Annotated in this window: 10 protein-coding genes and 1 pseudogene; 6 read left to right on the top strand and 5 right to left on the bottom strand. The window is 55.3% G+C overall.

From position 1 onward, the window contains the following. Window positions 1-121 precede the first annotated feature (121 nt). The 3 genes and pseudogenes from BP26_RS28440 to BP26_RS31085 all read left to right on the top strand — a co-directional run. Window positions 122-1471 carry a choice-of-anchor tandem repeat GloVer-containing protein gene (locus BP26_RS28440; RefSeq protein WP_157572459.1) on the top strand — a complete coding sequence of 450 codons (1350 nt, stop codon included), beginning with the start codon at window positions 122-124 and terminating at the stop codon, window positions 1469-1471. Window positions 1472-1594: 123 nt separating this feature from the next. After that, complete coding sequence (locus BP26_RS0110060) at window positions 1595-2437, top strand: lysozyme inhibitor LprI family protein (protein ID WP_029920452.1); 843 nt, start codon at window positions 1595-1597, stop codon at window positions 2435-2437. A gap of 454 nt (window positions 2438-2891) precedes the next feature. Next, window positions 2892-3398: pseudogene (locus BP26_RS31085) on the top strand (RES family NAD+ phosphorylase); the annotation flags it as partial. A gap of 35 nt (window positions 3399-3433) precedes the next feature. Here BP26_RS31085 and BP26_RS28430 read toward each other — a convergent pair. Further along, on the bottom strand, window positions 3434-4303 hold the full coding sequence (locus BP26_RS28430) for a PP2C family protein-serine/threonine phosphatase (protein ID WP_157572458.1): 870 nt from the start codon (window positions 4301-4303) through the stop codon (window positions 3434-3436). Between the two features lie 470 nt (window positions 4304-4773). Between BP26_RS28430 and BP26_RS29410 the strand changes: the two genes are divergently transcribed. Continuing rightward, window positions 4774-5127 carry a hypothetical protein gene (locus BP26_RS29410; RefSeq protein ID WP_157572457.1) on the top strand — a complete coding sequence of 118 codons (354 nt, stop codon included), beginning with the start codon at window positions 4774-4776 and terminating at the stop codon, window positions 5125-5127. A 179-nt stretch (window positions 5128-5306) separates the two neighbouring features. Here the strand turns inward: BP26_RS29410 and BP26_RS0110040 are convergent, their stop codons facing one another. The 4 genes from BP26_RS0110040 to BP26_RS31080 all read right to left on the bottom strand — a co-directional run bounded on the left by BP26_RS0110040 (window position 5307) and on the right by BP26_RS31080 (window position 10214). Then, window positions 5307-6653 carry an AAA family ATPase gene (locus tag BP26_RS0110040; RefSeq protein ID WP_157572456.1) on the bottom strand — a complete coding sequence of 449 codons (1347 nt, stop codon included), beginning with the start codon at window positions 6651-6653 and terminating at the stop codon, window positions 5307-5309. 11 nt (window positions 6654-6664) lie between these two features. Beyond that, complete coding sequence (locus BP26_RS29405; RefSeq protein ID WP_157572455.1) at window positions 6665-8539, bottom strand: hypothetical protein; 1875 nt, start codon at window positions 8537-8539, stop codon at window positions 6665-6667. A gap of 173 nt (window positions 8540-8712) precedes the next feature. Beyond that, window positions 8713-9693, bottom strand: a complete 981-nt coding sequence (locus tag BP26_RS0110030; protein ID WP_029920447.1) for a PDDEXK family nuclease — start codon at window positions 9691-9693, stop codon at window positions 8713-8715. 236 nt (window positions 9694-9929) lie between these two features. Next, window positions 9930-10214: a DNA-binding protein gene (locus BP26_RS31080; RefSeq protein WP_084182973.1), complete on the bottom strand. Its 285-nt coding sequence runs from the start codon at window positions 10212-10214 to the stop codon at window positions 9930-9932. A gap of 115 nt (window positions 10215-10329) precedes the next feature. Here BP26_RS31080 and BP26_RS27505 point away from each other — a divergent pair, with 115 nt between their 5' ends. Continuing rightward, window positions 10330-10740, top strand: coding sequence for a helix-turn-helix domain-containing protein (locus BP26_RS27505; RefSeq protein WP_051748800.1), 411 nt, complete (start codon window positions 10330-10332; stop codon window positions 10738-10740). Window positions 10741-10849: 109 nt separating this feature from the next. Further along, complete coding sequence (locus tag BP26_RS31075; RefSeq protein WP_084182972.1) at window positions 10850-12613, top strand: TnsD family Tn7-like transposition protein; 1764 nt, start codon at window positions 10850-10852, stop codon at window positions 12611-12613. Window positions 12614-12625 lie beyond the last annotated feature (12 nt).

The raw sequence follows: 12625 nt of genomic DNA, 5'->3' as shown, positions 1-12625 counted from the left end.
CTGCCTAGGCTCCCCCCAAATAGAGGAGAGTTAAACCGCCGATCCGCCAGCAAATGACTGCCCTATCTGTGTGATAGATTGATGGTACTCAGAGTTCTGACAAAAAAAAGGAATACAGCAAGTGACTCGCAGAACCACCAAATCAGCAGCAGTGTCGATATCAGCTTTTTTGATCTGTCTTTCTGCTCAGGCAAGCCCTACCGTTGAGTCCACTTTATATTCCTTTGGCGCGACGACTTCGGATGGCACAGGCCCGGAGGCAGCGCTTATTCAAGGTAGTGACGGAAATTTCTATGGGACAACTGTCGGTGGCGGAACTGGCCGCGCCGGCACGGTTTTCAAGCTTACCCCCGCCGGCGTTGAAACCGTGCTGTACTCCTTTGGAAGTAACGCTGCCAATAACGATGGCGCTTATCCCTATTCAAGCGTGATTCAAGCAAGTGACGGCAATTTTTACGGTACGGCCACCGGCGGAACGCATGGCACCGGCGGGGCGGTATTCAAAGTCACTCCGGACGGCATCGAAACGCTATTGCACTTCTTCAACCCGCAGGACTTGACGGATGGGAACACTCCTCAAGCCGCACTCGTTCAGGGGCGTGACGGCAATTTCTATGGAACCACCAACTACGGCGGGAAAAACAACCGAGATCCAGAGGGCGATTTTGGCGACGGCACCATATTCAAGATTACGGCGGACGGAACAGAAACCGTTCTGTATTCCTTCGGTAGTTCAAGCGTGGATGGTCGGACCCCTATTGGAACACTAATCCTCGGCAGCGATGGAAATTTCTACGGAACAACTCAATATGGGGGCGCTCATGACAATGGCACCGTCTTTAAAGTCACACCGTCGGGTGTAGAAACCGTACTGTATTCATTTGGAGATCGGAATGCGGATGGCGCGCAACCTTTCGCGGGCCTGGTTCAAGGTAACGATGGCAATTTCTATGGAACCGCTCAATACGGGGGAGCGAATGCTTCGATCAACGATGGCAAGGGTGGAGGCATAGTATTCAAAGTGACTCCGGCCGGCGTTGAATCCGTGCTCTATTCGTTCGGTGGATCGGGCGCGAATGACGCCAATCCTCAGGCGCCGCTGGTACAGGGCAACGACGGAAATTTCTATGGGGCCACCACCTATAACGGTGGCTTAGTGTTTGAACTGACCCCGGATGGCACTGAAACGGTCCTATCGAATTTCAAAGCCTCGCCTCTGTCGGGATTGATTCAAGGCAAGGATGGAAACTTCTACGGAACAGGCGCCGGAGGCGGCACCAAAAATTTTGGCATGGTCTTTCGCCTGACTTCCACTTCATCAAGCAGCAGCTCATCATCTTCCGGCGGCAGTTCGTCTTCCGGAAGCTCGGGGGGAGGGGCCATCGGCTTTTTTACTCTGGTCCCGATGATATTTATCGGACTCGCCCGGATACGAAGGCGTCATCCCTCAACCCTCGAATTTGTGGGTTAACAAAGATTGAGGCCCGGGGCATGCTTGATCAGCTTCCGTCGGCCCGAAGCAGTCATCAGCGACCGTCGGCTTTCGGGTAGGCTATCTCGACGTAGATACTTCGTCTGATCGCTTGGGGACCGCATGAAGATCAATATCCTGGCCGGGCTGGGGGCTGTACTTATTGCCACGGCAATGCCGTGCTTCGGGGCGGATTGTAGTTCTGGCAGTTCTCCCGCCGAAGTGCGCGCCTGCTTTGCCGAGGAGTTGAAGTCCTCGGACGGCCGGCTCAACGCTATCTATAGTCAGCTGATGTCCTCGAGCCCGGCGCAGGCGAAGGAATCGCTGAAGCACGACGAGCGTGACTGGATTAAGCAACGCGACGAAGTATGCCACCTAGACCCCGCTTCTGACCGCGATGCCTGGCTCAATGGCATCCTCGCCGACCAGACGAAAACCATATGCGTCGTCGACATCACCCGCTCCCGTATCGCCACCCTCGAGAAGATACAGGCGCCGCCTGCCGGCGAACGCGATCCGTACAAGGAGGCCTTCGACCGTAAGCCACCCACCACACATGCCTCCGGTAAGTGGTACTTCGAGGTGACCATCGACCCCGCGATGATTGCGCAGATCAGCCCCACCACCTTCGCCGTTGGACTCTCCGACAAGAGCAACCTCACAGGCACCATGGAGAACATCAGCGCTGAGGATATCGGCAAGCAGCGGATTCTCTTTGGCATTGCTGCCGATCTGGACAACGGCAAGCTCTACCTGCGCAAGAACGGCGAGTGGATCCGCGGCCTGCCCGGCTCCAATCAAGGGCAAGATCTGAAATTGGGCCGGGACTACTACGCCGTCTTCATGGTGAGCGCCAAGAAAGCCAATCAGCAATACCTAGATAGCGGCGCCATCCGCCCGAACTACGGTGACCAGCCCCCGACTGAAGCCCTGCCGGATGGTTATCTCCCATGGCGCGGGCCGTAAAGCGGTCGGGGAGTGACGCCGATCGGCCCGTGCCGGCCAGTGGTGACCGACCGCTTTAGGGTAGTCTGCCGCAATCGTTGAGCCATCGAGCGCGTAATCATGGGCGTGTCAGGATTGCAATCCCGTGTAGTGAGAGAAGGCATATACCTGTACTCGGGGTCCGTTGGGGCCAATGGAGCTGTCGTTCATTAGTGACCACTTCTGATTTGAGGAAAGGGCCTCGAACCAGCATGCTGCATACGTATCCGCGTGGTTGCCGCGTCCGTAATCCCTTTGATTGGAAGCTGCGACACCCGATCTAACTTAGTTCCGCGTCGAGTTCTCACTTTTTTTCTGGCCATCGTCGCTCCAGTCGGTGCGTGATGGTCTTTGCAAACCGACCGGGGAACCCACCCGCCTTCTTAGTACCTTTGCGGCGACTCCAGTATTCAACTCGGCTCTTGCACTGCCGCTGATGGCGGTGGTGTTTGGTGCGGCTCATGGCGATCTGACTCCAGATTGGGATCAAGATCGCATGGGCACCTCAATTTCAAAGACGCGCTTCATATTCTCATACCCTCAACCAAGCCGGGTCGGCGGCTTGCATCTAATATCATACAGGGTGTGTGACGCCGGCCAAAGCGCCCTCTACCAAGGCGGTCATCGGCGTAGGCGGAGACCTGGACCCACGATCCACGAGACGGTCTATCACTTCCGCCGGCGACACGTTGAAGAAGTCGGCTTCAAGCCCGCGCGGCAGCCCATCATCGGAGAGCGCAAGATCTACCTGGTCGCCTACGACGCGTGGCTGATCGATCTGCGGCTCAAGCCGCACGAAGCGCCGGACCTCGCCAATCCCAACTCGTACATGTTTTGCCACCAGGTGGGACGAGAGCTCCAAAGTAGGCGGTATCCGGGGCTGCTGACACGCTCGGCACGCTGTTCAGGGGAGAACGCGGTGCTGTTCGATCCCGTGTACCTGACTAACCCACGGGATTTATGCTTTCTCAGCTACCGCTATTTGCCCGGCACTGGCGTGGTTATGGTAGAACGTTGGCAGCTTTTTGCACGTGCGCTGATAGTTCGAACCTCTCCAAAATCTCCATTCGAATGCTGGACCACGCTCCACTCCGTTGCATACACAACTACGATTGTGCAGTTATCCTGCTCGTCATCCATCAATTCAATCACAGACTTAATGAGAGCTTCGCACGTCTCGCGTGGAGATCCGGCATTGAGGCAACGACCGATTTCATGCTCATCGAGGACGTCCAGACCATCTGTAGCTAGCAAAAGCCGATCCTCTGGCATTAAGTCCAACGGCGGTTCGAGTAAGTAAATTCCGCGTCCCCTAGCGCCAATTGAAGATCCTGCGGCGAAGTCGATACCACCACCTCGTTCTGGACGGAATAGGCGACGCAGAGCGCCCTCTCGCAAGAGGTAGAGGGAACTGTCGCCAACGCTGGCCGCGACGAACTGCCTTTGATCGATCAAAAATACACCTCCGACTAAAGTCGTCGCGGGTTCGTTGCTTCCGCGGCGGCCCGAGAGCGGTCGAAGGGCGAGAAGGCTTTCGTGTGTCTCAATAAAAGCATTACGGAGGGCCGTGCCAGCGTCAACGGCTTTTTTCAGAATTCTACGAGCCTCTACAGACTTATGGTCTCGACCCTTTAGCCACGACGCAAGGCTTGCGGAGGCGATATTGATTCCAATTCGACTGGCCTCGTCGCCTGCCGTGTGACCACCCAGGCCATCGGCGACTAACACAATCAAATCTTCGTACACCCATTGGGTGATAAATGCGTCCTCTTGCCTAAAGCGCGAGCCCTGCAGCTGTGCAGAACCGATAGTGAGCTCGAGGGAAGGCTTCGGCAGATCAACGGCCATGGCGGCCACTCGATGATGTTAATAGCATGTGTTTACCCACTTTTCTCTTTAGCTGTCGCACAAGTGAAGGCTGCATGTAGTCAAACTTGTCAGGTATGTTCAGGCAAATGACTTTCTTACCTTCGAGATGACCGCTGAATAGCGCCAATAGCTTCTCCTGGTGACGCCACTCCATTACAAATATCGTGTCTGCCCACTCCACCAGCTGCGTAGTCGCGGGGCGATCCGCAGTTGGGTCGAGACCGGCCGATTCGGCCTGTATGCCCGGGTAAGCGCCAAATACCTGCGCAGCGGTCGGACTGCGAAGACGGTGCAGACTGCATATAAAAAGTACATTCATGTGATCTCACCGCACATCGTTTCCAGCTCAAAGGCCTCTTCTGCAACCCAATTTGTGCTACTGCGAAACAACGCTCCTTGCGAACTCAACGCGCCAACACGATACTTCGGGAGAACGCAGGAGTGATCGCATGAAAGATCGTCGCTGGGGTACCAGATCAGAAACATGGTCGGCCCTCGATAAATTGCTTGCCGAGGATGAGGCGCCGAATACAGCGCACCTAGTGAAGCTTGGCAGGCGCCGACTCACACAGCCTGACAGCGTCCGCCTGGGCTCTGCAGTGCTCATTTTGTCCATTTTCTTCACGGTATTCTTTGCCCATCTTCCTTTTGCAAACGAATCTATCCGAATATCAGCCTGTGCCTACAGCCTGCTCCTGGCAGCCCTTGGCTGTTACCTGATCGATAGAGGCATCCAATGGCATGGCCGCTCAGGCCGCTTGATTCGTCCATCACGAGAGGAAGTTGGAGATATTCATGAATGAATATTCGTTTTTCCATTGTCTATAGACAAATGAGGCGGACCGGCATTCAATCAGCAGCAGATCTCTCCCGTGCAGCGCTTGCTGGGCCTGTTAACGCAGCGTCATTTCCAGTTTGAAAACCACCATCCCGAGCCGGATCTGGTTTCGCATGGCGAGCATCGTGCTCTCTTCGCGCAGACTCACAGACATTCCTTCCGAAACAGCTGATCGCCCTGCGCTAGTGAGGCAGCGGTACGAGGATTTTTCTTCTTCCGCATTGGAGTTACCCGTTGCTCGGCGGGGCGCTGATCTATTGCAACTGCCCTCGAAACATCTCCGAGCGCCTGTCTTTCTCGTACAGTAAGTGCTTCAAACAAATACGTCGTTGCGTCAGCTTCATGGTGCGCCTTCTCAAGCATTGCTTTTGACGCAGTCGATTTAGATTCAAGATACTGTGGTGGGACCCAAAGATCCTTACGCACCATTTCACCCGTCATGTTCTGTGCATGAATGGCTTCAGTATCGAGCCGGAACATACTGTATGCCGGACATGAATAAGCAAGCTGTACGTCCCCCACTTCGACCACAGTCCGGCCACCACTACGAGCAATCTCATATGCAGCGATCAGGAGCTCGCGTAAGTGCCGCGGTACCGCTGCCGTGAGAAACCATAATTTCTCGGCATCTTTTATCGGATCAAGCCTAAAGACATCGGGCGCGACGGCACAAAATGCTTCGATCTGGGTCTTCCACCAAGGCGACGCAGCCTCCTCCGGTAGAAGTGCAATCACTGACTGCAACAATCGGTGCCGATCTTCGTTATTCCGAGTTCCCAGGCGATGCAGCAGGCTGCAGTTCGCGCTGTAGACCAGGATGATGCCAAGCTCGCGAAGCAGTAATAGGAATCTGGTCACTTTGGCGTTTGCCGAACCACCCTGATTGACGAACTGAAACTCATCGACTCTAAGAATCGTCACGCCGTTTCGATGCGCCCTTCGTATCAACGCTTGCTTAAGCTCGCTGGTGTCGGTCCTTGGGGGGATTTGAATTCCGGCACGACGACAAAGTGCTTTTAGAAGCGCCAACTCACCTTGCGCAGTGTCGATGGTAATTGCCCACAGGCTTTCCAACGGGAATGGACTGTAGTCGGGATGGGCCTTGACCTCGGACGACTTCGGCATCAGGCGGCCAAGGGCTTTTAGAATCGCCGATTTCCCGACACCCGCAAGGCCAGTTAGGCATACGGCAAGCAGGCGGCCCTCACTGATTTCCAGACTGGGGGCATGTACGGCGTCCATAAACGTTTTGCAATCCGGATAGCGGAGCGCGGAAAACTGCGTCGCCTGCTCCGCCAGATCAGTCAGGATTTTCTTATGTTGTCCAGTGCAGACGAACACCTCTGACAGGGCATCTCGTAAAGAGATTGCGGCTGCAGCTGGGCGAAGGGCTTCAAGCCCGTGTAGAGGTTCTGGGAAATACGAGGCTCTGCGCTGCACCGAATCGCAGTCGCGTAGAAGTTCGAAACGATCTACCCAGGCGTTTTTCATTGCACTATTACTTACCGACCTTTGGCGATCCTTCTGACGATTCGGGATGCTTTTCGTGATTCAACCGAACGCGGTTTTGCTCGCCCAACGCGCACCCCTGGTGAATTGAAGCGCTTGCCAAAGGTTCGTTCGTAGAGATCCATCCAATACAGCAAGACGGCGCGCTTGTGCTCGCGCATATTTGACGAATCGATGCGCTTGAGTTCGTCTATCCGCTGAAGATCGCAAAGTGATAGGTTGAGTTGATCCCGAGAATCGGCGATGCTCAAATGTGCTTCGACTTTGACGATGCTCCCATCCACTTCCACCCATAGATGACGCACCGCCATCTCATAGATAAATCCCTTCACCTTGATATTCAGTCCTACTGACCGATTCAGAAGGTTGGTGGCCCTAAGTGCCTCGGAATCGAATCGAATCCCGTGGAGGTAGACGCCATCCAGCTTCACGTCAAGCGTGGTCGGATCAAGGAATCTTCTGACCGCTTCGTCGTAAGATATCGATATTGCGTCACTTCGCCCGCGCTCCTCGAGGTACTGCGCGATGCCAAGCGGAGTTCCCCGAACCCCGGCCGTACGCATTTCCGGTGTCAATTTGTGCGACACATCCTTCGAATCCATTTCAGCCAATGCTCTTACAATCTCCTGGGCTGCAAGTTGGAAGGGATTTTTGTCGGATTGAAAATAGGTTGGCGACCCTTCAAAGTGATCACTGCGCGGATTCGCACTCTCGACAATCGCCTTTCCCTGTCCGGAAGCGGATTGCACGGTTTCGCGGATTAGAGCTTTTGGATCGACACGCTGGCTGGCGCCTGCTCCGCGATCCGCGACAGATTGATGGGGCAGACCCGGCCGCGGCACTTGATGGCTCTCGACACGGATTCCAAATAGTCCGGCGACCTCTTCCCATCCCACCGCTGCGCAAAAGCACATGTTCCGGTAGGCCCCGGCTGTCTCACTGTCGGCACCGAACCCGATGCCCATCGCCAAGCTTGATACGGTGTCCATGCCCTTAACAACTACTAGCGGCGGCAGGCATTCACCCCTAAGGCCTCGGGGATACTCATTTGTTCGATAGGCATCCATCTCTATCCGCTGATTCAGATTGGAAGTGCTTGCCGCAAAAGAGCCCTGACTGGCACTCGCACGGTTTCTAACTCTTTCGTGGCCGTAGCGATCGAGCTGAATTTGCTTTTTTCCGATCTTCTTCACAATCGCCCATTCGAATTGTCGAAAACTGGGAAACTCACTTCCTTGTGGGTGATATAACTCCTTCCACTTTTTTCGCCCAACCCTGGATTTACAACCGAATTCGGAAAGCATGCTTTCGCAGTATATTTGTGTCATCGGCTTTCCACGGCTCTTGTGTATATGGTAAGACGCGATACTTGTCTCAGCGAGATTGCTGGTCATGCGGTGGCCGTAGTGCTTTCCTTTAGACAAGGAAGGACGTCCGCATTTTGTTCTGCCCCCATCTTCAAACCGACTCCAGCGGCCGCACTCAGCCCATGCTCCGAGAAGAGACCATTTGTCCCGTCCAAATAAGAGATAAACGAAAAACCACAGAACAAAGCGCGTTTCGTTGCGACGGCTTTCGCGGGCAAGCTTGCCGAGGTGGGCTTCCGGATTTTCAGCGGACAGAATTTCTGTCTCGATCTCAAGCGCCGGGGCGATTTGAGCAAGACGTTTTTCGACTCGTGCTTCGTTACTGATGCGTTTCCCGCTTTCCGCATCCTTTCGCATTAGCTTGTTTGCATCGAGCAGCGCGAGATTACGGCCCTGGTATGGTCTAAGCCAGGGCGGGCGCGCAACCTGATTTTCATGCGGCTTGATTCTATTGGCCATGACGCCGGACTCGAAAACCTCCTGCGTCATTATCAGCAGCACTGCTCTCCGCAGGATCTCAATTTTTGTTCTGGAGTTCGCTTTCCGCTTACATCGTGTTTCAACAAATTCGACAAGGAGTACACGCCCACTCTTATTTCCCAATAGATAGTAAGTGACCCCCTGCCGTAGTGAGGCGTAGCCCTCTGGGGCTATAAGCTGAGCTCCGCAGTTCATCAGCCTTCCCTCCCAAACAGATTTCCGTGAACCGACAGTACATCCCTGCTTTCGCTTACGAGAGGCCGATCACGCAAAATGGGTTGAAACAAATCGACACGAAGCTGCCGCGACCAGATCAATGAATACATCAGCGAGTTGAAGATCTCGGGCCATAGACGGTGCCGGAGCAGAAAGTGGCGCGCGATTTCAGTCGGCGTATCGCTAGAATGGTTGGCAGATGACTGAAGAACCGTCAGCGCTTTACGCTCGAGGGTTTCGGAGACGAAAGACTTGCGGGCCTGCCAGGAGAAGCACTGCAGAAGATTCGAGATCATCTGCGGATCGAGCGAGTCACCTGCAAGCGACACCGTCCGGATTTCCGGGTCGTTGTAGTAGCCGACCTCAATGGCATGGCGGGCTATGGCCTTCGCTTGCGCGCGTTCTGGATTCCGGATCGGTAGATCAGCCGGACCCGGCCGGGAGAAATCCTCGGCGGACTTCTTTATTGACCAGTTCAGGCAATACGGGCCGCGGCCATCCACCAGAAACAGCAGCAGATCCCCGACAAACGGCATCGGCGCGTCATGCTGCTCTCCGGATTCCGATCGCCAGCTTACCGTGGCGTGCCACTGCAGATAGCCCAACGCCTCCGCGACGGCCAGCGTCCCTTTGAATGGTGGCAGCTGCATCCCCGGAAACTGGGGATGTCCAAACAAGGGGTGCGTCATCGCCGACGGATAGAGGATCCGCTGCTCGTTCAGATCGAATAGCTGAGGAAAGTAAATTGCGAGCAGGATACCGGCGAGCTCCTGCCCCGACATGGCGTGCAGCTCCCGGCCAATCTTGTTCTTCTTGCACAGGATCGTCGGCCGGGATCTGCTGGGTGCTTCGTTGCGTGTGGCTCGATTGGCTGGCTGATAGTCCGCGCCCCAGGCAGAACGTGCCTGGCGCTGCCAATATCGCTTCAACCTGTGCAGCCTTTTTTGCTGCGTCTCCATGCGTGCTCTCCCTTGGCATAGATTCCGCCAACCGCGACGATGCGGCCGGATCTAGGGGCATTGGGAAAGCACACTCGCGCTGAAGTCCGATACCGCTGACTTGACACCGGATTGCGAGTGCAGGAGCATACAAACAAGTCTTGTTCTCGGTGCTCACCAGAACAAACCCCTGAAGCCCGCGGTCGCTAGAACGACCTCGGGCTTCTGCTTTTCCAGCCCCGGAAATCCCTCCCCTCTTAATTCGCAGCCATGGATCCTCCTCCACGGCTTTCGCCGTCCTGGTGGGTGTGATCTAGGTGGCCTGATCGGCTTCCCCTGATAAATGGGGCCTCCGCGAGCGGCGCCGGTGTGGGCTTGAGGCCCAGGGCAACAGCGATTTCATGGGCTTTTCCGCGAGCCCCGCGCGTCCTGCCGGCAAGTGCTGCGTACACGTCGTAGGTAGAGAATCCGCGCTCGCGCGCCCAGGCGGCTATGGAGACGCCCTGCGCAAAGAATGCACCTCGGACTTCCTTGGGGGTCATACCGCCGTCCGACCCTGCTTTACGAGTTCGTGCGAATATATTCCAAGACAGCACGTGTTTCAATAAAAATATACGTTCCGTTAGATTTTTATACAAATAACTAGAATTTCTACATATGAGTGATATTATTGATTTCGGGCGGCGACTCCGGTTCGAGCGGGAGCGGATCGGAATGAACCTAACCGGATTTGCGGATGCCATCGGCGTTAGCCGGGCGTCCCAGATCAACTATGAAAGCGGGCAACACGATCCAGGCTGGGCATACGTTAGTCGGCTGGAAAGTCTAGGAGTTGATTGGATCTATGTGGCCGTCGGCAAACGTGCACCTGACTTTGAGCTGGATCGCATCGATTGGGATTTATGCGAGCAGATTCTTGAGGACATTCACGCTTGGGAGCGTGCAAGAAAGAAGCGCGTTCCTGCCGGAAAGCAACTCGCGGTGCTGAGAATGGTGTACGCGAAATCCCATGGCTCTGGTCAGGTCAACAAAGACGCCATGCTGCTGGGGATGAAAATGGTGGCGTGAAGCGACACAGCGAAGCAGTCCAGGAGGAGGTTCCGCAATGACGACCATCGAGATTTCAAACAATTTGCGCATTGCCAGCTGCAGATAAACTCCTCCGCCGCACCGATTCATGCTTTTTCCACGCAATGCGGTCCCGCCAGTCTCATGGCTACCTGGAGAAACGCTGTTCGGCTTATGCAGTCGGTTCCACCGGGTCAGTGGCGCACTCCGCTCAGCTGACACCTGCAAGATACTATTCGACCATCATCGACTTGGGTCTCAGCACGATCTGCCCTGCCGGGTAGATCTCATCGCGTCGCGTTTCCACGGTGCGCTTGGCGAGCCAGAGGAAATTATCCTCGAGCACACATTGTTGCCGTACTTTCTGCCATTTCGATCGGAGGTGCAGGCGCAAGACGCCATTGCCACCATGCGCAGCCCGAGAGTGGGCTCTCTGAAGTTCCAGCTGGGTCTGCTCACGAGCCGGTTCCGCGCTCATCATCCATTAAAGGCCTGCCCCCTGTGTATGGACGCCGATGTGGTAGCGCATTCCATAGCTTATTGGCACCTTGACCATCAACATCCCGGCGTTTGGATGTGCTTACGGCACGATGTACCGCTCCTCGTTGCAGACGTCAAAATCAATGGTGTGGAGCGATTTCTGTGGCACCTACCCTCTGCGGATCACCTCTTCCCGCCATGCTCGGCGCTTAGTGGGAGTCACCCGGATACCCCAATTCATGCTGCTGCACAGCGCCTGGCTCAATGCATTCAAAAATATGCAGTGCTGTCCCATGGGATGCATTTTGACCCGCAGCAACTGCTCCACGCGTATGTGCGAGCACTAGCCCATCGTGAACTCGTCACCGATAGCGGCAGAATCAGGCTCGCGGTGGCATCGCCACTGTACGTTGCATTTGTAAGACCGTTTCGGAACCTGCCCGACATGGGCACCTTGCCGGCAACAGAACACGAAGCTCAAACCGATTTCAATCGCCTGTTTAGAACGCCGCGCACGGGTACGCATCCTTTGCGGCACTTGATGGTGATCCTCTGGCTGTTTGGAACCTGGGATGCGTTTATGCAGGCCTACCAGGTTGCCGAGCCGTACAAGATCACGGGCACGCTCCTACGAAACAGCGAGATCCAAAACGATATTGAGACTTTCCGTCCGCGCTCGAAACAGGACGCGCTGGTGAATTTGATGCGAAGCAAAAAACTCTCCGCGTCCAAAGCAGCACACGCTTTCAATGTATCGACACACACGGCACTTAACTGGGCAGCCTTGCAAGGGCTCGAAGTTTCGCGACGCCCCCAAAAGCTCGACGCTCTCCACCGAACTGAATTACTCGAGGCTCTCAGACGCGGGGACGACGTACATCGGTTAGCTCTGCGATTTCGATTATCCATTGTGACGATCAATCGTCAAATACTCTCGGAGCCTGGACTGAAGCAGGCGCGACTGGATGTACAGCTTGAAGCGGCGCGGCGCAGAGCTCGCCGGCGCTGGATCGCAGTATGCACCGCAAATCCAGGGCTTGGAGCTAAAGCCGTGCGCTTACTGATCCCCGAGGTCTTTATGTGGCTGTATCGGCATGATCATCCATGGCTCAATATACAGAAAAGCGCTCTTGTTTCCGGTCGCGCTCACAATGACGCGCATCTAGATTGGGATCGACGTGACCGCGACTTGGCCGATGCTATACGAAAAGCTGCGCTTTCATTTCATCTTGAAAAACCAGAGGCACGAATCACACTTCGTCAGCTTTATCAGCGAGTGCCAGATCTCCGACCAAAGATTGAATGCCTCGCGCGGCTCCCGCTTACCGCCGCCTCAATAAGTCAGGCCCTCGCGTTTTATCCTTACCCGACGCATCAGCAAAGATTGACGTAGATATTGAGGACC

Source organism: Nevskia soli DSM 19509 (genome assembly GCF_000711955.1).
Taxonomy (GTDB): domain Bacteria; phylum Pseudomonadota; class Gammaproteobacteria; order Nevskiales; family Nevskiaceae; genus Nevskia; species Nevskia soli.
This window is presented reverse-complemented; position numbering and strand designations above follow the sequence as displayed.

What these genes read in the sequence shown, in the direction of transcription:
- BP26_RS31080 (WP_084182973.1), bottom strand. Translation starts at nt 10,214, where the DNA reads ATGACCCCCAAGGAAGTCCGAGGTGCATTCTTTGCGCAGGGCGTCTCC.
- BP26_RS0110060 (WP_029920452.1), top strand. Translation starts at nt 1,595, where the DNA reads ATGAAGATCAATATCCTGGCCGGGCTGGGGGCTGTACTTATTGCCACG.
- BP26_RS0110040 (WP_157572456.1), bottom strand. Translation starts at nt 6,653, where the DNA reads ATGAAAAACGCCTGGGTAGATCGTTTCGAACTTCTACGCGACTGCGAT.
- BP26_RS28430 (WP_157572458.1), bottom strand. Translation starts at nt 4,303, where the DNA reads ATGGCCGTTGATCTGCCGAAGCCTTCCCTCGAGCTCACTATCGGTTCT.
- BP26_RS29410 (WP_157572457.1), top strand. Translation starts at nt 4,774, where the DNA reads ATGAAAGATCGTCGCTGGGGTACCAGATCAGAAACATGGTCGGCCCTC.
- BP26_RS0110030 (WP_029920447.1), bottom strand. Translation starts at nt 9,693, where the DNA reads ATGGAGACGCAGCAAAAAAGGCTGCACAGGTTGAAGCGATATTGGCAG.
- BP26_RS27505 (WP_051748800.1), top strand. Translation starts at nt 10,330, where the DNA reads ATGAGTGATATTATTGATTTCGGGCGGCGACTCCGGTTCGAGCGGGAG.
- BP26_RS31075 (WP_084182972.1), top strand. Translation starts at nt 10,850, where the DNA reads ATGCTTTTTCCACGCAATGCGGTCCCGCCAGTCTCATGGCTACCTGGA.